Source organism: Alcanivorax quisquiliarum (assembly GCF_023051175.1).
In the GTDB taxonomy this organism is placed as follows: domain Bacteria; phylum Pseudomonadota; class Gammaproteobacteria; order Pseudomonadales; family Alcanivoracaceae; genus Isoalcanivorax; species Isoalcanivorax quisquiliarum.
This window is the reverse complement of sequence record NZ_JALKII010000009.1, coordinates 20,791-39,138: the sequence shown is the minus strand read 5'-3', so window position 1 is coordinate 39,138 and position 18,348 is coordinate 20,791. Positions and strand designations below refer to the sequence as shown.

Genomic DNA, 18,348 nt, shown 5'->3' with positions numbered 1-18,348 from the left:
TGCGCAGGCCGCCGGCCGTGGTGGTTTCGTGCGCGCTTTGCTGCGTGGCAGTCTGACTGAGGTGACAGTTGTGGAAAAGCTATCCGGTGCGGAAATGGTCATCCGTGCCTTGCAGGACGAGGGGGTTGAATACCTTTTTGGCTATCCTGGCGGCGCGGTACTGCACATTTACGACGCCATCTTCCAGCAAGATAAAGTCCAGCACGTGCTGGTGCGCCACGAGCAGGCCGCCACCCACGCCGCCGACGGCTACGCCCGCGCCACCGGCAAGCCCGGCGTGGTGCTGGTAACCTCCGGCCCCGGCGCCACCAACGCTGTGACAGGCATTGCCACCGCCTACATGGATTCCATTCCCATGATCGTGATTTCCGGCCAGGTGCGCTCCGACTGGATCGGCGACGATGCCTTTCAGGAGACCGACATGGTCGGCATCTGCCGCCCGATCGTGAAGCACAGCTTCATGGTGCGCGAGACGCAGGATATCCCCGAGATCATGCGCAAGGCGTTCTATATCGCCACGACCGGCCGCCCCGGCCCGGTGCTGGTCGATATTCCCAAGGACAAGACCTCGCCGCAGGTGAAGCTGCCGTACGAGTACCCGAAAAAGATCAAGATGCGCTCCTACACGCCAGTTGCGCGGGGCCACTCCGGCCAGATCCGCAAGGCGGTGGAAGAGTTGATGAAAGCCCGGCGCCCGGTCATTTATGCCGGCGGTGGCGTCGTCAGCGGCAACGCCAGCGACCTGCTGATCAAGCTGGCGCACAAGCTCGGTTTCCCGGTCACCAACACCCTGATGGGCTTGGGCAGTTTCCCGGCCAGCGACAAGCAGTTTGTCGGCATGCTCGGGATGCACGGCACCTACGAAGCCAACATGGTGATGCACAACGCCGATCTGATCATGGCGATCGGTGCGCGCTTTGATGACCGTGCCACCAACGACACCAGCAAATATTGCCCCAGCGCCACCATCATCCACATTGATGTAGACCCGGCGACGATTTCCAAGAACGTGCGCGCCGATGTGCCGATCGTCGGCCCGGTGCAGCAAGTGCTGGAGGACATGATCGGCATGCTCGAAGAACACGGCGGCCAGCCGGATCAGAAAGCCCTGGCCCGCTGGTGGGAAGAGATCGAAGGCTGGCGCAAAGTGCACGGCCTGCGTTACGAAGTGAACGAAGGCGGCCTGATGAAGCCGCAGCAAGTCGTGCAAGCACTGCATCGCATCACCAAAGGCGACGCCTACGTCACCAGCGACGTGGGCCAGCACCAGATGTTCGCCGCGCAGTTCTACGGCTTCGACAAACCGCGCCGCTGGATCAACTCCGGTGGCCTGGGCACCATGGGCTTCGGCCTGCCGGCCGCCATGGGCGTGCAGTTTGCATTCCCCGACGCCACCGTCGCCTGCGTGACCGGCGAAGGCAGCATCCAGATGAACATCCAGGAGCTGTCCACCTGCCTGCAATACGGCCTGCCGATCAAGATCATCAACATCAACAACCAGGCACTGGGCATGGTGCGCCAATGGCAGGACATGCAATACGGCGGCCGCCACAGCTCCTCCTACATGGAATCGCTGCCGGACTTTGTCAAGCTGGCGGAGTCCTACGGCCACGTCGGCATCAAGGTGGATCGCTTCGAAGAGCTTGAAGGTGCCATGGAAAAAGCCTTCAGCCTGAAAGATCGCCTGGTGTTCATGGATATCTACGTGGACCCGAACGAGCATGTGTACCCGATGCAGATTGCAGACGGCGCCATGCGTGACATGTGGCTGAGCAAGACGGAGCGAACCTGATGCGACGCATTATCTCGATTCTGATGGAGAACGAGCCGGGCGCCCTGTCACGCGTAGTCGGCCTGTTCTCGCAACGTGGATACAACATCGAAACCCTGACCGTGGCGCCGACCGAAGACAACACCCTGTCGCGCCTGACACTGACCACCTTTGGTGACGACCGCACCATCGAGCGCATCACCAAGCATCTGAACAAACTGATCGAAGTGGTAAAGCTGGTGGACCTCACCGAAGGCAGCCACATCGAACGCGAACTGATGCTGATCAAGGTGAAAGCCACCGGCGCCCAGCGCGCTGAAGTGAAGCGCACCGTGGATATTTTCCGCGGGCAAATCGTCGACGTCACCAGCTCGGTTTACACCGTGCAGCTTGCTGGTGCCAGCGACAAACTGGATGCATTCATCAACGCCATTGGTGAAACCCAGGTGCTGGAAGTGGTGCGCTCGGGTGTGAGCGGCATTTCACGCGGGGAGAAGGTGTTGAGCCTTTGAGCCTGTGGTGAGCGCTGCCTGCTGCTATGAAGAGCTGAGCAGTAGTCAAGCAAAAAGGTAAGCAAAAGGTAAACAAAAAGCCCCGCCATGTGCGGGGCTTTTTTGTGGTTGCCATCACACTTTCGGGCGGGCAGTATCTGACGAAAGGGTTACTGGCGGATAGGCAGGCTCTCGAAGAGAACCTAAATAGAAAGAGCCGCTGCGCCGATATTTTTTATTAAAAAATAGAGAATTGGAGAGATGCTCGCCGTGGCGCCCGGGTTTGGGAGTGCGCGGGATGTTGGGCAGGGCGGTAGCGTGGTTGAAGCCACGGTGTTTAGCGGGTGTTGCGCCAGGTGACGTGTGGTTGCGCTGCAATCGGTCGCTCTGACTGGGATGGTTGGCTTAATCAGAAAGGGATATCTGTGAATACTTATTATATCTGCATTGCGCTGTTGTTTTTCCTGCTGATCATGTTGGGTGTGCTCGTGACGGTTGGGAGAGGGAGATTCAATACCCTTATCGGCCACTCAAGCGATCCCGAAGACACACTGCACAAATGGGTGCGAGCGCATTCGAACACTGCCGAATATGCGCCGGCTCTGATGGTAATGATTTATCTGGTCAGCCTGAATAGCAACCCGACCTGGGTGTGGTGGTGTGTGGTGCTGGTTACGGCGTGTCGGTTTCTGTTTGTGGCGGGGATATTGTTTCCGAAGACAATGGCAAAGCCTAATCCGATGCGGTTTGTGGGGGCTGTGGGGACGTATGTGTTTGGGGTGGGGTTGTGTTGGGTGGTGGTTCAGCGGGCTTTAGGGGGATAGGGTGGGTTTACCTGCCTTGGAGGTTCTGAGCTGGGGCTGAGGAAAGCGGGAGATGCGAATTTTGGTGATGCTGGAGTCGCTTGAGGGCTGTTTCAATGAATAGTGGTAAAGAAAAACAAGCGCATTGAGGGCCTGATTCTGCGTTGCGGCTGGATATCACGTTCAGTGGCAAGCCAGCTAAGAAATGCGCCGGCATCTTGTTCAGGCATTGCCAGGGGATGTTTGAGCTTATGGAAACGTATGAAATAACGTATCCAGTACCAATACGTTTTCTCCGTACGGATACTGTAATGGCGAACACGGATCGCATTGCGAAATTGATCGCGTAGCCGAGGCTGGCCGGCACCTTCCTTGTGCATGGTGTCTCCTTTATCATGGCTGTCCGTATGGGCAGTATTATTGGGAGGGGGAAATGTGGAAGTCAAGCGAATGGGAAGTCGTTATGGGTGGCGAAGGCTAACTCGCTGAATAATATTAGTTTTTTGAAAATATATACTAATTGTCGGGATGATATGGCGAAGGCGTCGTTATTGGATATGCGAGCCTTCGTCCTAATTGCTGTTATGCAATGAAAGGAGTAAGTAGTGGTTGAATTTGCCAAGTTCGAGAAAATATCAGTTAAGAACCATTCGGAATTGAACGAGCGTTGGGTGCAAGACAGAATTGCGGACGACCCATCAGTTCTCGGGTTTGGCGATGTGGTTCTGAAAGATAAAGAAAGAATTCAGCCTCGAGCTGGGCGTCTTGATCTTTTACTACAAGATGCTGACTCAAATAGACGCTACGAAGTCGAAATTCAGCTAGGGGCTACAGATGAAAGTCATATCATTAGAACAATTGAGTATTGGGATATTGAGAGAAAGCGTTATCCGCAGTATGACCACGTAGCCGTAATCGTTGCAGAAGATATTACAAGTCGATTTCTTAATGTGATTAGCTTATTCAACGGCATGATTCCGATTGTAGCAATACAAATGAACGCACTTCGGCTGGATGGAAAGGTGGGCCTGGTTTTTACGACAGTTCTTGATCAAATGACATTGGGGCTTGTGGATGACGATGAGGAAGTTCAAGAGACTACCGACAGAGCATACTGGGAATCTCGTGGATCAAAGAAAACAGTGCAGATGGCTGATAAAATACTAGAGATAGCGCAGAGGTTTGATAGCGCACTTGAACTCAAGTACAACAAATTCTACATAGGTTTAGCTAAGCAGGGAATTCCAAGCAACTTCCTTGTTTTTCGGCCTAAGAAAAACTTCATGCGTTTTGAGCCTCGCCTGAAGCGATCTCCCGAACTGGAGGAACGCCTTGAGCAAGCTGGATTAGATCTTATGGATTACGACAGCAGGTGGGGCAGGTATCGGATCCGCCTTCAAGCAAGTGACCTGGATAAGCATGAAGAGTTATTTACTGAATTGATAGAGCTGGCGTCAAAGAATGGCAGTAGTGAGTAAATGCATAACCAAGTAATCAAGTATGCTCCCTGCGGTCGCCGGACGCTCATTCCTCGCGCCGCTTATTACAAACGTTATGTGTAATCATGGTCGGTTGTTGAATCCGACCAAAGGGATAAATGTATGAAGATATTATTGTTGTTTTTATTATTTTTAGTATCTGGATGTAACACCGTTACCTCTCTTGTAAAACCTAGTATGACTCCAGAAGAGAAGTTTGCTAATGATGCAGCCAAGTGGTCTGAGAAAAAATCCTCTTTAATGATTACAGAATTAGGTGGAGGTTACCCTCTAGTTCATAATGGCGAACTAAGGATAATTCCATCTACTGATGTAGAGGTGTTTTATTCCAAACTGGAAGACGAGAGGAATAGACTAAAAAATAAAATTGAAGAGCAAAATTCCAGCCTTGAGTCCTTGATAAATTATTTCGAGGCAAGTACAGCCACTTACCAAGAGATAGAGGAAACTAGAAAATGGTATTTAAATAAACTAGAACTAGCTTCGAGTGACTTTCATAATGTCGTTGTTTCAAATAATACAAGCGGAAGAATGATTTCTAGCGGTTCAGGCTATTCAACAAGCAGTATGCTTGCGTATTGTTCCTCTATGAATATAAAAGAAAAAGACTGCGTATCTAAACCATACGAAAGAAACGGAGGTAACCCTATAGCTATTAGTATTCTCGATAAGTACATCTCAGACAACAATACAGGCTTTAGTGACTATTTAAATCGGTTAGATGAAGAAACATTGAAGTTTAGAGAGATTGCAAAACTTGCAGAGAATAAAGGGAGAAGTAAAGAGGAAAAGGTATTTATTGAAGTTTCTTCAAGTAGTGGCTGTGAGGGAATGAAAAAACTAAACTTTATTGGAAACATGCCTCTTTATGCATCAATAGGAAATCCTGGTTTTAGGGTTGATAATTCTTACGTTTATGACATAGGGAATTTTAAAGTTGTGCAGTCTGTAAAAAATGGAATTCTTGTCACTAGCACCTATTCTGGTGGTCGAAGCAATCCTTTTATATATATTCATACGAGTAAAACATATCCAGATGACTATGTTTTTAAGCCTAAAGAACAGCTAGTTTGTGCCAATGGAACTACAGATTACCTTACAGTTCTTGGAGCAAAAAAGAGAGTGTTGTCCTTTCAATCCATAGAAACACGCCAATACTATTTCCTATATTGAGCTGAACAGTGTGACAACAATTACACATAACAAGGCAAATTCACTCGGACAAATTTCCGCAACGTTCGTTTGTGCTATGAATAGCACAAACCGCACATTGCTACAATTTGCCGGTGATTTGCGGCGTTAGGCATCACAAGAATGATCATCGGAATCGGGCTGCAAACTTATTATTCCATTCAGCACGTGCAAGCTGCTGCCTATTTGACCCGACAGGCTGCTAAGGTTGAAGCAGATCTAGCGGATGACACGGTGCCTGAGGCGGTAGCGCTCAAAGCCTATGTTGCGAGCGCACTTTTCAGTTCCGTGGCATTTCTAGAGGCTCTTGCCAATGAAATATACGCAGATGCCATACGCCCGGAAGGGGGGCATCTCTCCGTGCTTGATGAGCGGGATCGTTCAATGATCGCAGGACTTGGCGAAACAGACTCGGTACAGAAAGCGTCAATTCTTTCCAAGTACGACCTGCTCTTGCGCGCCGCAGGAAAATTGCCTCTACCTACCGATTGCGATCCTCATCAAGCAACAGCGACCGTTATTCGTCTTCGCAATGAGATCGTTCATTACAAAGCGTCATTTTTTGACGTTGGCACCGAGGGCATGGTTCGTTCCGGAAGTTTTCATACAAGCAAGCTGCCACAGCAGATTAAGGGAAAGTTCGAGCCAAGAAAAAACGCTCGAGGACTATCCGGAGACGCTTGGCTTGGGCATGGACTGGCGCAATGGTCTGTCAACACGACAGTCGCTTATGCAGACGCCATATTTTCAACCCTCGGCGTCACGCCATATTACGACCATGTGCGCAGCAAGCTCGGCACCACCGCTGACTCGGGTGATGCCTAACAAGTCAATCAACTTCGCGCCTACGGCGTCGGACGCAGCAAAGCTGCGCCGGTTATTGAGGCGTTAGACATCTGAAGGAGCACCATGCCAAAAACTCGAGAAGAAGCTCTGACGAAGATACTAGACGAACTCGCGGAGTTTGAGATTCCGATGAATCCTTACTACGACGACGCAGAGCCTCAAGGCGTAATCGACAACATCTTAACCGGCAAGATCAACAGCCTTCGTGCTTTCTGCCAGCTTCTCGGGTGGGCGGAGCTCGTTGAACACATGAAAGACATGACGCCACTTCAAGGTGATGCCGTTGAGGCATTAGACCTGATACAGGCCTTTGTTATTCCAGAGGCCAGACGCCGCATTGAGGCATCGGATATTGATAATCTTGACAGTCCTACACAGTGGTTTTGGGAGTTCGTGCACCCAAGGATCAGTGCGCTGGCGAGGCCAAGATTTGAGGCTGGTTTTTTTGGCGATGCGGTGGAGGCATCATTTAAGGAAGTGAACGATGCCGTCAAACGCATACTTCATGGGATCGACGGGCGAGAATTGGATGGGGCTGGTTTGATGACAACCGTTTTCTCACCGCAAAACCCGGTCATCCGCCTGTCTGCGCTTGCCACCGAAAGTGATAGAAATATTCAGCAGGGTTACATGCAGATCTTTGCTGGCTCGATGACTGGCATCCGAAACCCGAAGGCACATGAAAATCTCAACCCTAGCAGCACAAAGTCTCTCCACCTGATAAGTTTGGCGAGCCTGCTGATGCATAAGATCGATGAACGGCAGGAATAGGGTGTGCACGAGATGTCTAACCAGTGGCAGCACGGTGACCGGTTTTCCGCCGCGTTGCGGCTCCAAACCGGCACGTGTGTCAAGCGTTAGGCGCACAAGATGATCCAGTTTAGCGGTAAAGAAATAAGCATCGAGAAGGCAAAGATATCATTGCCTTACACGATACTTGATGCTGAAGCGTCAGGCGGAAGAATCTTTGTAATCTATGACTACATGGAATTTCCGATGGATGCGCCAGCAAGAAATTTGGTGTGTATTGATGAAGCTGGCAAAGAGCTTTGGGTTGCTGGCAATCCAACCAATCAAAACAACGACGGCTATACCAACATCAATCGCACGGTTAGCTCCATAAAAGGCTGTATCGCGGCAAACAACTTCGCTGGGTACCTGTGCCAGGTAAATGTACTGACAGGTGAGTTAGCAGAGGTGCAGTTCACCAAGTAATTCGCCTAACAAGGCCAAGCACAGCGACAGCTTTTACGTTGCGGCTTCGCCTCCACTACAAAGCTGCGCGTGTTGGCGGCGTTAAATGGCTCTGCCTTTTCTCTATTCAGAAAGCAGTGCCAAATCATAAATCGGTGCCGGTAGCTGGCGCCGCAGCATCAGGTTCTGTGCCAAGCCACATATCCGGCAGCTTCGTTCTTGGTGCCATTGTTGGGTAAGGTGATTGTGGTTCGGTTTTCCCGTTCGTTGCGGGCGGCCACAATCAAGGTTGGGGGGTAGCTGCAAAGCTCTGCGTTCTTGCGGGTGCCATAAATTCAGTCTGGTTCGCAGGCTCACACCGTGCCAGTAGGTATGCTGGGTGTGTCGCCACTTAACCAGGCAAGGCAGCGGACGCAAAATACGCGCCGCTGCTCGCAGCGTTAGCTTTTTTGGAACAGAACAATGGAGATCATATGAATATCGGGATGACGGCTGTGTTCGTAACGGCACTGTCTGTGGCAGGACTAGCTTTAGCTTCTGAAAGCTCTCCCTATGCCGGCGAAGAATCTCGTGAAATTAAAGCCCTGTCAAAATCAGAGATTGACGGCCTATTGGCTGGGAAAGGCATGGGTTACGGCAAAGCCGCAGAATTAAACGGGTACCCCGGTCCCGCGCATGTGCTTGAGCTCGGCGATGAGCTTTCGCTCACAGCCAGTCAACGGCAAGAGACGGAAATCGTTTTTGCTCAGATGGAGACTGCGGCCAAAGCCCTGGGTGCTGATCTTGTGGCAGCAGAACGTGCGCTCGATCAGGCATTCAGAAGCAAGAAGATAGACGAATCGTCCTTGTCGGAACTCGTTAAAAACATTGGCGATGCTGAGTCTCGTCTGCGCGTAGTCCACCTCCGTGCGCATTTGCAGCAGACTGAAATTCTTAATGATCAACAGATATCCAAGTACATGGCTTTGAGAGGCTACAGCCGTGCCGGACACGGAAACCATCACAAGCATCATCACGGAAGATAGAAGCTAACAAAGCAATGCACGCGACAAGCGCGTGATTGCGGCGTTATGTGCTCGCACGGATTAAAGTATGGCAATAAATTTAACCGAAGTTGACGGCGTACCGATTCAAGCTAAGCATAAGGCCACATGCCACTGCGGAACGGTTGAGCTTGAGTTGAGCCTTCCAGACGGCTTAGTAGACGTTCGTCGTTGCGATTGCTCTTTGTGTCGCAAAAGAGGGGCTATTGTCGCTTCGGTGCCGTTGTCAGATATCAAAATTGTTAATGGCGCGGACGCACTGAAGCTATATCAGTTCAACACAAAGACCGCGAAGCACTTTTTTTGCTCCAACTGTGGCATTTATACGCACCACCAGCGCCGCTCTAACCCCAGTCAGTACGGTTTTAATGTGGCCTGCTTAGAGGGCATTAATCCTCTAAAAATAAACGGGATTACAACTTATGATGATGTCAACCATCCCGCAGATCGCGGGTAATTCACATAACAATCGGCTCATGGGCGACCTTCGTTCCGTCGGCCTTTTTTGTGGTGGTTACCACAAAAAATTCCAACTGCACTCCGGCGCCATAGCCGGGCGTTAGGCACCAATCATGAATCCACAGCTAGTTGCTCTACATAAACATTGGTGCACGGCAGATGCAGTGAAGCAGTTTGTGTCTGCAGAGTTACCCAATATCGATAATTCCGATGCTGAAGAATGGGTTAAAGAGATTGGGAGTATGGCGTCAACTCTCCACAGAATGTCAGTGTGGTATTCATTAATTTACGTCGTAATCGAAGGCTATAAAGAGCTGAAGTGCTCGCATGAGGCGGTAGACGAACTATTAATTAATGAGGAGTACGTCGATTTCCTCCGATTATTTCGGAATGCGACGTTCCATTATCAAAAAAAATCCATTAACAGAAAAGGCTCAGAAATTCTTGATAGCTAAGGATAGTGAGATATGGATTCGAGAGCTTAATAAAGCATTCGAAAAGTTTTTTCTAGATAACTTGCCTATCAGAAAGTTTCTAAATGCGGTCAAGGTTAAAAATGCCTAACAATCCAATTAACTTCGCGCCTTCGGCGCCGGACGCGCAAAAAAAACGCGCGCCGGTTATTGAGGCGTTAGGTGTAAACATGCCAGATTCAGAACTCACTGCAGAAGAAATTGCAGAGCACCAACTAATTACAGCACTTCGACTTTGGCATGAAGAAGATTATTTATCTGCCCTTACTCTAGCTGGTGCAGCTGAAGAAATTCTTGGTAAAAGACTCCGCGCTCTTGGTCGAACTCCATCCTTCGATCAAATAAAAAACGATATAGTTGCTTTGGCAAAGCAGCACGGAGACACAGATCCAAACACTGAAAAACTTGTTGCTGAGCTATTGAATCAAACTCGCAATGAGCTTAAACATTATGCAGGTAATGAATCCCTTAGTTTTGACCTGAGGTTAGATGCTGCGGAAATGCTGGAACGAGCCATTGCAAACTATCATTTGCTCACGGGCATCGCATTAGAAGAGGCTATACCTTTTTGGGCAAGCGTGAGTAATACCTAACAAAGTGGTCAAACATCGTTCCGCTTCGCTCCACTGGACAGAATTTAAGTTGCGGCTTTGTGGTTTTGCTGCGCAAAAGTATTCCACAAAACCACAACTTAAATTCTGCCGTTTACCACGGCGTTAAATGGCTCTGCCTTTTCTCTATTCAGAAAGCAGTGCCAAATCATAAATCGGTGCCGGTAGCTGGCGCCGCAGCATCAGGTTCTGTGCTAAGCCACATATCCGGCAGCTTCGTTCTTGGTGCCATTGTTGGGTAAGGTGATTGTGGTTCGGTTTTCCCGTTCGTTGCGGGCGGCCACAATCAAGGTTGGGGGGTAGCTGCAAAGCTCTGCGTTCTTGCGGGTGCCATAAATTCAGTCTGGTTCGCAGGCTCACACCGTGCCAGTAGGTATGCTGGGTGTGTCGCCACTTAACCAGGCAAGGCAGCGGACGCAAAATACGCGCCGCTGCTCGCAGCGTTATGCATAAGAGGTGGTAAGCATTGATTTATTTTGGAACCAAGAAAAACCTTGAAGATGTTGAGCGATTTGGTGGCCTAGTCCTTGAGTTCTGGGAAAAGGAAGAGCAAATGCGTGAATTTCGCCACGCTAACCCAGATCCTGAAGTGGCAGAGAAATATCAAGAGTTGCGAGAAGAGCTCGCGAAAAAGACGCCCAAAATCATCCGTATTGCAAAGTCAACAGGTGTTCCTTGTACCGTGCACTCCTACCCTGCGCCAGCAGTGGGTGGCCCCGTGATCCCCGTAAACTTATTTCAGGCAATCCTTCATGATGACTCTCATGGTGGAATCGATAGGCAGCGCATCTACGACACAATTAATACATTGCGCGGACAGCTCGAAGAGAAAATACGCCTAGAGTTTTGGAGGATAATAAATCCCGCGTACTGGCTAGGCCGTATATTGGAGATGGTGTTAAGAATACCATTTTGGCTTCTTTCTAAAACCGGCTTCGATGTCACCAAGATAGAAGACCATTTCCTTGGCAAGTTTTTCAAAGTGTTGGAAGTTGTTGCTATCTTTTATCTGGCAATCTGGTTAGGAGTCTCTGAAGATGCTTTCACTTCACTGTTTTCTCGTGGCAGTTAAAACAATGCATAACCAGGCCATTAAATTCGCTCCCTTCGGTCGCCGGACGCTCGTTCCTCGCGCCGTTTATGGCGGGCGTTATGTGTCATTCCTATCGGAGTCTGGTTGGACTTCATAGGTTAGAGTTTCCGCTAAGGTTTGCTGGTGCCCGTTGAAGCGGAAGATCCAAAAAAATCCAGCAAAAGTCTGAACGATCTCATGCCTTAGCATCCTGAAAGACTGAGATCATGCTAATAAGGAGCGCCTATGGCGAAATCTGCATTAGCGAGTTCAGCAAGCTTGCATCTTAGGTTAGGTGCATTTGGTGTTTTGTTTTCAGCTTTGTCTGTTGCATTTACACCGGCTGTTGCATTCGTGTTGGCGGTCGTGGCATCAATAATCCTAGCTAAGCTGTGATGCTTAGGTGCGTATTCAGTTCGGCTGGCGCACCGACCTTTAGACACATAACCAACCGTGGCAGTTCGCGCCTATCGGCGCCGGACTCGCTACGCTCGCCGCTGCACAGGGGCGTTAGCAGTCAAGGGGGAATTTGTGGCGGATTCGAAGGACCAGAAAGTCGAGATCTACAGTCCTTGTATTTCATGCGACCGTAAGACTTACCACGAAGTACTACATGCGGATGTTCATTCTGAATATGAGTATCGGATGGACACAGTAAACGAAATGCTCAAGTGCCGAGGCTGCCGGACCATTAGTTTCAGAAGAGTCATTCGAGATTATGAAAGCGCCTACCCTGTAGACGAAAGGAACGACGAGTGGCACGTCCCTGAAGATGTCACCAATTATCCAAGCATCCTTGAGGGCCACAAAGAGTTAGGCGATATCTGGGAGGTTCCGGCGATCGTTCGAGATATCTATACCCAGTCGGTTCAAGCCATAAAAGAGCAATCCAATACGCTAGCCGGAATCGGTTTACGGGCGACGATTGAAGCAATTTGCAATGATCAGTCCATCAAGGGTCGAACCTTAGAAAAACGCATTGATGCACTTGCTAAAGGCGGCCTAATTTCTCAAAAGGATGCAGAGCGACTTCACGCGATTCGATTTCTAGGAAATGATGCAGCCCATGAAATAAAGCGTGCTGATGCTGCAAACTTGCTGATCGCACTACGCATCATCGACCATCTACTTGTCACGATCTACATTCTCGATAACGAGGCGAATGGCCGACTCGATACAATCATTAAGACGTTCGATCAGTTTGAGGCCTTGTTGGACAAAAAGTTGCCAGAGCTATCTCCGGGGGATGAGGTTCCCTTGGCAAAGATCTTTGGCAGGGACGTTCGCCGCTTTCATGGGTATCTTTCAGCGCACGAAGCCGAGCTGTTAAGTCGCATATCGAACGGCTCTTACAGCAAGCTCGCTGTCGGCAAAGTGGCAAAATACGCCGGATCCAGAGAGCAGTTGCAGCATTTCATCGTGGTTTGACTGCTAACAATTCGTTCAAGCCGAACTTGTCCGCTGACGCGGCCAAGTCGGCTTAACTCAGGCGTTTTAGGTCATTACAATTCACATAGGGAGTAAGGGGAGAACAAGAAAACATTTCAGGTCTATAAGCACCCAACGCTAGGGGCTCAGGCTGTCAAGGTGGGTTTTTGTTGGCCCGCCTTCTTCTTCGGATTCATCTGGATGCTCGTGTTTGGCTGGGTTGTGGTTTGGGCTTTACGTCGTAGCCGCCATCATTGAGGCGGCTACCGACACAGCAACAGACGAAGGCTTGCAGGCGATTGTCTATCTCGTATTGGTCGCTGGTTACTTTGCCCTTTGGCTCGTTCCCGCCTTTCAGGGCAACGCATGGCGCGTCAAGAACCTTCTGAGCCGTTGCTTTGGGCTTGTATCTACAGTTCAAGCTGAAACAAAGGATGCTGCCGTTGCTCAGTCAAGCAAGCCGGCCGTAGCCTAACAAATCGGTCAAAATGGATGCAATAGACTCCGTGTCATTTGCGCATGGCTTCGCCATTTTATGCGCAAATGTCACTCCGCTATTGCGCCGCTTGCCTTGGCGTTATGTGGTTTGACACCTGATACGTTGCAGGGTACGATTCAGGAATGATTCGAAGCTTCAAACACAAGGGCTTGGCAAAATTCTTCAAATCCGGCAGCACTGCAGGGATTCAGGCTGCTCATGAAAAGAGGCTTCGGCTAATTCTCGGTAGATTGAATGCAGCGGCGAATGCCAAGGATATGGACTTACCCGGTCTTCGCTTGCACGAGCTCTCTGGCAATCGTGCCGGAATCTGGTCAGTGACCGTCAGCGGTAACTGGCGAGTGACCTTTCGATTCGAAGACGGAGATGCCGAGATTGTGAACTACGAAGATTATCACTGAGGTACCGCCAATGTTAATGCACAACCCTCCGCACCCGGGTGAAGTACTGCGAGAGCTTTGTATTGAGCCCCTTGGCCTTTCTGTCACAGCAGCAGCAGAGGCATTGGGCGTTAGCCGCAAAACGCTGAGTGCTGTGTTGAATGGCAAGGCCGGTATCAGCCCCGAAATGGCGATCCGGCTCTCTATCGCTTTCGATACCTCGGCAGAAAGTTGGCTTAATCAGCAGTCTCAATATGAACTCTGGCATGCTGAACAGCATCGCAAAAACCTCAACGTGAAGAAGCTTGTTGCAGCCTGAGGCAGCACATAACCAGGCCATGCACCGGATGCCAAAACCTCCGCTTCGCTGCGGTTCTGTCACCGGTGATGGCGTGCGTTATGAGAAAACCATGAATCGATTACTTGCCATATTTTTATCGCCTATAGCGCTGTCCTCATTTGCATCGCCGGGTATTACTGAGCAAGAAATCACGCATGAGAATGCTAGGGTTATGGGGGGATTACCCTCCCCTTGCAGGCCAGGCAGGCGAGAGCTGCCAAGAATAATTTATTTTTAAAGAAAACGGAGGTCGTCAATGGCAATGTCAGTTCAGCTGCTTGGCCCCGTCATCGCTCTGGTTGCCTGGACGATGGTGATGTGGCTATGGATGTATGCGACCCGGCTTCCCGCGATGCAGGCCGCACGGATGAAGCCGGACCCGGAGGCTCCCCGGGGCGAGCAGATGGCGCTGCTGCCACCGCGTGTGCGCTGGAAAGCGGATAACTACAATCATCTGTTTGAGCAGCCGACTCTTTTTTATGCCATTGCTATCGTGCTGGTCTTGTTGGGGGTGGCTTCGCAAGCGAGCCTGTTTTGGGCTTGGGCCTATGTGGTTTTGCGCATTGTGCATAGCCTGTTTCAAGCGCTGGTGAATAAAATCGAAGTCAGGTTTTTGCTGTTCGTGCTTTCGAATATTCCCTTGTTCGGCTTGACGTATATCGCCGCAATGGCTTTCCTGAATGCGACGAACATTGCCTGAATCAGAGCTTTCCTCCGAGGGGCGGGCATCACGCCCGCCCCGCTCGCCTCGTAGCGGCGATATCTTTATTTCTCTCCTGTAAAGGCACTGCCGGCTTAGGGCTGGTAGGGCTACCACGTCGTTAAAACCCCCTTTTCCGTTTACAGATCGACTCCGATATTAAAATAGCTTTACACTCCACACCGGGGCGCTCGTTTCATCTTTTGGAGACGCGTGGCTTATCAGGCGTGGGGCCTGTTTCCGGCTGCGATTGCTCGCCAACGATAGGTTAATCGGCAGACTCAGTGTGCTTTGCCCGGTGCAGCCGGGCTGGTGTGCGCGCTTTTGTCTTCTTGCCGAGCGGGCTGTGGTGCTGGCATTGAGCGCCATAACAAATTGAAAGTAAACAAAAAATAGAGATAAGCCATGAAATATTTAAGGGCGTGCGTAATCGGATTGGGGATATGGGGCGCGGCGGCACCCAGTGCGGCGACTCATTTTACTGTCGGGGTCGATCCGGCGACGGGGGCTCCCTCGTTATTTGTTTACGCTGGTGTGGTTGCTGGCCGGAGCGATGCGACCGGTGGGACGCCGGTAGGTGGTGCGGACGATACGCAGTTTGTTTCCCCCTCTCAGAGCGTGCATCTGGGGCTGGAAACGGAGGCGGCCCTCATCGCCCAGGCGTTAGCCGGTTCGGATGTAATCCAGGCTTTGCTGCGTAGCCATGCTGAGATAGGAGAAGAGCGGCAAGTGCTTGCTGCGTTCGCGGCCTCGTTAAGCCAGAGCCTGGGTGGGCCGAACGAAGGCGGCAGCTGGGATGAATCACTCATGCGCGAGAGCTTGGACGAGCTGATCGCCAGTGTGGTGGGCGCGGCGCTTGCGAGTATGAGGATTACTGAGGAAGAGGCTCGGGCGCTGATTGAGCGCCTCACTGGTGAGCATGCTCCAAGGCCGCCGGCGCCACAATTGCCTTCATCAGCGGGGCAGGGCCGCAGCGAGATTGAAGACCGGCAACGGGAGCTGAGGGAGCAAGCGGAGCAGCGGCGTGAGCAGCAGCGCGAGCAACTGGCACAGCAGGAGCGAGCGCGAGCGCAGCAAAATCAGGATCTGCTGGCGAAGCTGGAAGAGCAGCGTCGCCAACAGCAGGAGGCTAATCAGCGTGCCGCCGACGAGCGCAAGCGTGCAGCAGAGGACGCTCTGAAGGAAAAGCTCTCTGCCGAGCAGCGGCGCGCTTATGAAGAGCAGATGGCTCAGAGGGAGGCGGAACAGAAAAGACTGGCTCAAGAAAGGGCCGAGGAGGCTGAACGCTTGCGGGCGCGGCTATTGGCAGAGCGTGCCCCCGCGCCGCAAGATCCTGGCGAGCCGGCGACGCCGGAATCCTTCCGGGATCATCTTGCCTCGGTATCAGGAGGAAGCCAGCCTGGCGATTCGGGCCACGGCGATGGCGCTGCTGCGACGCCGGGGCAGGGGCTGGGTGATGTGCAAACGGATTTTGCTAACCAGCAGCAACGAGATGAGAGCATTGGTGACGCTGTGGCAGCGGTGGCTTGGGAGGATTTCCTTGCTAACAAGGATGGCCCTGTAACCGAGGTGTTTCCCAGTGAATCGATTTATGGCCAGGCAAGCGGCATCTATAACGGCCTGGTTCGAGGGGAGTTCGAACATGGTGTAGCGGCAAACGGCACCATCCAGATGAATATCTCCTTTGCCACTCAGGATGCGGCCGGTGTGGTCCGTTTTGACGACAATCAGGGCATCATGCAGTTCGAGGGCTGGGTGGGGGATGTCGGTTTTGAATTAAGCATGGAAGGCAATGCGTTCGGTGGCGCAGCGTCGGGCTACCTCTATGGGCAATTGTACGGTGCGAATGGCGAGGAAGTCGGTGGGGAATGGGGCATGGGCGTATATGACGGAGCCTTTGCCGATCAGTACGCGACCGGCCATTTTGCCGCAAAACAATAACAGAACAGAGCGCACACTATCATGCTTGTATATTCTTTTTATTCTCACTGTGCCAGGTGCACGGCGCTTGGTTTTTTACTGATTACAGGTATTGCTCAGGCGGTGGCGGAATCACCGGCACCGGAGGTGGACAAACGAATTATCGCCGCCCGCGTCTTCATGGAAGAGGGCAGCCCCGAGCTGGCCTGTATGTTGCTTGAGCATAGCCACGGCGCCGAGACAGACGAGCCAGAGGCGCTTTATTTGCTGGCGTTGTGCTCACGTGATCTCGGGCAGCTGGAGGAATCGATCGCGCATTATGAGCGATTGGTGCTTCTGATGCCGGACGCGGCGAAGCCCAAGGCCGAGCTGGCTGCGCTATACGCTTACACAGGCCGCACTGAGGATGCTCAACGGTTTTACCAGCAGGCGGCAGCCTTGCAGGCTGGAACAGCCGGTGCGGCACTGTTCTCGCAACTGGCCAGCGCCATAATCAGTGATGATCCCGCACAGATTCCCACGCCGGCCAAACGGTGGGAGGCCACGCTGGGAGTTTCTGCAATCCACGACGATAACGTGAATGCCGGGCCAACGGCCACCACGACCGCTGGCGTCATCGGTGGCGTGCCGGTGCAGTTTGATCTGGACCCGGCGATGCGGCCGCGCTCTTCCTGGGGCACGATGGTGAGCGCGGGTGGGCGTTACCTGATGCCGCTCTCGGCGCGTTGGGCGGTGTTGTATCAGGGTGATCTATCCGGTACGCGTTATTTCAGCGAGCGCGATTTCGACACCGAAAGCGCTGCTTTGGGGGCGGCTTTTGTGCGGCGCAGTGCCACGGGTACCATTAGTATTCAGCCTAATGCTCGATATGTGCGCCGGGATAGCTCACTGCAAGAGGCCACGCACGGGCTATCCCTCAACGTGGGCCGCCCGTTGAACGAGATGGTGCAACTTGGCGCCGGGCTGGGATATTTCCACCGTCGGGTGCCGGTCAGCGCGGCACATGATGCCGATGGTTATACGGCGTCGCTCAGCGTGCAGAAGAAGATTGATGCACGGCTCCAGTTGGGCGGGCAGTATCTCTATCAGCACGAAGATGCACGGCTGGCATCGCAGACCCGCACCATGCATGGGCCGTCACTGTTTGCCACTTATGCCCTCGGCAGTTTCACACAGCTGATGGTGAACTATCGTTATGTGGCGATTGACTACGACGAGCGCCAGCCGCTCTTCCGTGATGCGCGAGAGGATGATCAACATCAGGTTTCTTTGGGGGCGCGCATGAGCCTGCGGCAGTGGCTGGGTCACAATGTGGAGCTTAATGCGCGCTACAGTTACACCGACAACCAATCTAACCAGGCGCATTACGATCACGAGCGTAATCTGGCTACCGTGGGTATGCTGGCGAGGTTCTGATTGGGGCGCCATGCGCCGGGTCTGAGGCCGCCGATATGATATCGGTCGGCTTCAGACCAACGCGAAAGAATAAAAGCTGGAAGAAAACAGTGAGATAGCGGCCAGATTTTCCAGTGCGAACTTACAGAATGGCCGCGATACTTTTGTTTAAAATTGACGGGCGGCTTGGCTCGCCATATATCGCAGGCAAGCGCCCGGCGATCATCCGCTGG

20 protein-coding genes are annotated in these 18,348 nt (G+C 51.9%); 19 read left to right on the top strand and 1 reads right to left on the bottom strand.

Annotated features, from left to right (window positions below; translation table 11 throughout):
* Positions 1-70: 70 nt before the first annotated feature.
* From MU846_RS12270 to MU846_RS12260, 3 genes are all read left to right on the top strand, one after another.
* Positions 71-1,792, top strand: a complete 1,722-nt coding sequence (locus MU846_RS12270) for an acetolactate synthase 3 large subunit (protein ID WP_246953154.1) — start codon at positions 71-73, stop codon at positions 1,790-1,792.
* Positions 1,792-2,283: an acetolactate synthase small subunit gene (gene ilvN, locus MU846_RS12265; protein WP_246953151.1), complete on the top strand. Its 492-nt coding sequence runs from the start codon at positions 1,792-1,794 to the stop codon at positions 2,281-2,283. The genes MU846_RS12270 and ilvN overlap by 1 nt, the downstream gene beginning before the upstream one ends.
* A 404-nt stretch (positions 2,284-2,687) precedes the next feature.
* The gene (locus MU846_RS12260) at positions 2,688-3,086 is read left to right on the top strand and encodes an MAPEG family protein (RefSeq protein WP_246953149.1); all 399 of its coding nucleotides are present in this window, start codon (positions 2,688-2,690) and stop codon (positions 3,084-3,086) included.
* Positions 3,087-3,178: 92 nt separating this feature from the next.
* On the opposite strand, the gene MU846_RS12255 is transcribed toward MU846_RS12260, so the two are convergent.
* Positions 3,179-3,445, bottom strand: coding sequence for a site-specific integrase (locus MU846_RS12255; RefSeq protein WP_246953148.1), 267 nt, complete (start codon positions 3,443-3,445; stop codon positions 3,179-3,181).
* A gap of 225 nt (positions 3,446-3,670) precedes the next feature.
* Here MU846_RS12255 and MU846_RS12250 point away from each other — a divergent pair, with 225 nt between their 5' ends.
* From MU846_RS12250 to MU846_RS12175, 16 genes are all read left to right on the top strand, one after another.
* Positions 3,671-4,543 carry a hypothetical protein gene (locus tag MU846_RS12250; protein WP_246953146.1) on the top strand — a complete coding sequence of 291 codons (873 nt, stop codon included), beginning with the start codon at positions 3,671-3,673 and terminating at the stop codon, positions 4,541-4,543.
* Between the two features lie 123 nt (positions 4,544-4,666).
* Positions 4,667-5,737, top strand: a complete 1,071-nt coding sequence (locus tag MU846_RS12245; protein ID WP_246953144.1) for a hypothetical protein — start codon at positions 4,667-4,669, stop codon at positions 5,735-5,737.
* 141 nt (positions 5,738-5,878) lie between these two features.
* Positions 5,879-6,580, top strand: coding sequence for a hypothetical protein (locus MU846_RS12240; RefSeq protein WP_246953141.1), 702 nt, complete (start codon positions 5,879-5,881; stop codon positions 6,578-6,580).
* Positions 6,581-6,664: 84 nt separating this feature from the next.
* Entirely contained in the window at positions 6,665-7,372 is a 708-nt protein-coding gene (locus tag MU846_RS12235; RefSeq protein WP_246953139.1) for a TIGR02391 family protein, read from the top strand.
* Positions 7,373-7,471: 99 nt separating this feature from the next.
* Positions 7,472-7,816: a DUF7957 family protein gene (locus MU846_RS12230; RefSeq protein ID WP_246953137.1), complete on the top strand. Its 345-nt coding sequence runs from the start codon at positions 7,472-7,474 to the stop codon at positions 7,814-7,816.
* A 452-nt stretch (positions 7,817-8,268) separates the two neighbouring features.
* Positions 8,269-8,820 carry a Spy/CpxP family protein refolding chaperone gene (locus tag MU846_RS12225; protein ID WP_246953135.1) on the top strand — a complete coding sequence of 184 codons (552 nt, stop codon included), beginning with the start codon at positions 8,269-8,271 and terminating at the stop codon, positions 8,818-8,820.
* 67 nt (positions 8,821-8,887) lie between these two features.
* The gene (locus tag MU846_RS12220) at positions 8,888-9,295 is read left to right on the top strand and encodes a GFA family protein (RefSeq protein WP_246953133.1); all 408 of its coding nucleotides are present in this window, start codon (positions 8,888-8,890) and stop codon (positions 9,293-9,295) included.
* Positions 9,296-9,853: 558 nt separating this feature from the next.
* Positions 9,854-10,363: a hypothetical protein gene (locus tag MU846_RS12215; protein ID WP_246953131.1), complete on the top strand. Its 510-nt coding sequence runs from the start codon at positions 9,854-9,856 to the stop codon at positions 10,361-10,363.
* 484 nt (positions 10,364-10,847) lie between these two features.
* On the top strand, positions 10,848-11,453 hold the full coding sequence (locus MU846_RS12210; protein WP_246953129.1) for a hypothetical protein: 606 nt from the start codon (positions 10,848-10,850) through the stop codon (positions 11,451-11,453).
* Positions 11,454-11,699: 246 nt separating this feature from the next.
* Positions 11,700-11,849, top strand: a complete 150-nt coding sequence (locus MU846_RS12205) for a hypothetical protein (RefSeq protein ID WP_246953128.1) — start codon at positions 11,700-11,702, stop codon at positions 11,847-11,849.
* A gap of 249 nt (positions 11,850-12,098) precedes the next feature.
* On the top strand, positions 12,099-12,881 hold the full coding sequence (locus MU846_RS12200) for a DUF4145 domain-containing protein (protein ID WP_246953126.1): 783 nt from the start codon (positions 12,099-12,101) through the stop codon (positions 12,879-12,881).
* Between the two features lie 621 nt (positions 12,882-13,502).
* Positions 13,503-13,781, top strand: coding sequence for a type II toxin-antitoxin system RelE/ParE family toxin (locus MU846_RS12195; RefSeq protein WP_022991000.1), 279 nt, complete (start codon positions 13,503-13,505; stop codon positions 13,779-13,781).
* A gap of 10 nt (positions 13,782-13,791) precedes the next feature.
* The gene (locus MU846_RS12190; RefSeq protein ID WP_246953124.1) at positions 13,792-14,079 is read left to right on the top strand and encodes a HigA family addiction module antitoxin; all 288 of its coding nucleotides are present in this window, start codon (positions 13,792-13,794) and stop codon (positions 14,077-14,079) included.
* A 277-nt stretch (positions 14,080-14,356) separates the two neighbouring features.
* Positions 14,357-14,800: an MAPEG family protein gene (locus tag MU846_RS12185; protein WP_246953122.1), complete on the top strand. Its 444-nt coding sequence runs from the start codon at positions 14,357-14,359 to the stop codon at positions 14,798-14,800.
* 405 nt (positions 14,801-15,205) lie between these two features.
* Entirely contained in the window at positions 15,206-16,741 is a 1,536-nt protein-coding gene (locus MU846_RS12180; RefSeq protein WP_246953120.1) for a hypothetical protein, read from the top strand.
* A 102-nt stretch (positions 16,742-16,843) separates the two neighbouring features.
* Positions 16,844-18,136 (top strand): surface lipoprotein assembly modifier, encoded by a 1,293-nt coding sequence (locus MU846_RS12175; RefSeq protein ID WP_246953118.1) that lies wholly within the window; start codon positions 16,844-16,846, stop codon positions 18,134-18,136.
* Positions 18,137-18,348 lie beyond the last annotated feature (212 nt).

What these genes read in the sequence shown, in the direction of transcription:
- ilvN (WP_246953151.1), top strand. Translation starts at nt 1,792, where the DNA reads ATGCGACGCATTATCTCGATTCTGATGGAGAACGAGCCGGGCGCCCTG.
- MU846_RS12255 (WP_246953148.1), bottom strand. Translation starts at nt 3,445, where the DNA reads ATGCACAAGGAAGGTGCCGGCCAGCCTCGGCTACGCGATCAATTTCGC.
- MU846_RS12245 (WP_246953144.1), top strand. Translation starts at nt 4,667, where the DNA reads ATGAAGATATTATTGTTGTTTTTATTATTTTTAGTATCTGGATGTAAC.
- MU846_RS12240 (WP_246953141.1), top strand. Translation starts at nt 5,879, where the DNA reads ATGATCATCGGAATCGGGCTGCAAACTTATTATTCCATTCAGCACGTG.
- MU846_RS12235 (WP_246953139.1), top strand. Translation starts at nt 6,665, where the DNA reads ATGCCAAAAACTCGAGAAGAAGCTCTGACGAAGATACTAGACGAACTC.
- MU846_RS12230 (WP_246953137.1), top strand. Translation starts at nt 7,472, where the DNA reads ATGATCCAGTTTAGCGGTAAAGAAATAAGCATCGAGAAGGCAAAGATA.
- MU846_RS12225 (WP_246953135.1), top strand. Translation starts at nt 8,269, where the DNA reads ATGAATATCGGGATGACGGCTGTGTTCGTAACGGCACTGTCTGTGGCA.
- MU846_RS12220 (WP_246953133.1), top strand. Translation starts at nt 8,888, where the DNA reads ATGGCAATAAATTTAACCGAAGTTGACGGCGTACCGATTCAAGCTAAG.
- MU846_RS12215 (WP_246953131.1), top strand. Translation starts at nt 9,854, where the DNA reads ATGCCTAACAATCCAATTAACTTCGCGCCTTCGGCGCCGGACGCGCAA.
- MU846_RS12205 (WP_246953128.1), top strand. Translation starts at nt 11,700, where the DNA reads ATGGCGAAATCTGCATTAGCGAGTTCAGCAAGCTTGCATCTTAGGTTA.
- MU846_RS12200 (WP_246953126.1), top strand. Translation starts at nt 12,099, where the DNA reads ATGGACACAGTAAACGAAATGCTCAAGTGCCGAGGCTGCCGGACCATT.
- MU846_RS12195 (WP_022991000.1), top strand. Translation starts at nt 13,503, where the DNA reads ATGATTCGAAGCTTCAAACACAAGGGCTTGGCAAAATTCTTCAAATCC.
- MU846_RS12190 (WP_246953124.1), top strand. Translation starts at nt 13,792, where the DNA reads ATGTTAATGCACAACCCTCCGCACCCGGGTGAAGTACTGCGAGAGCTT.
- MU846_RS12185 (WP_246953122.1), top strand. Translation starts at nt 14,357, where the DNA reads ATGGCAATGTCAGTTCAGCTGCTTGGCCCCGTCATCGCTCTGGTTGCC.
- MU846_RS12180 (WP_246953120.1), top strand. Translation starts at nt 15,206, where the DNA reads ATGAAATATTTAAGGGCGTGCGTAATCGGATTGGGGATATGGGGCGCG.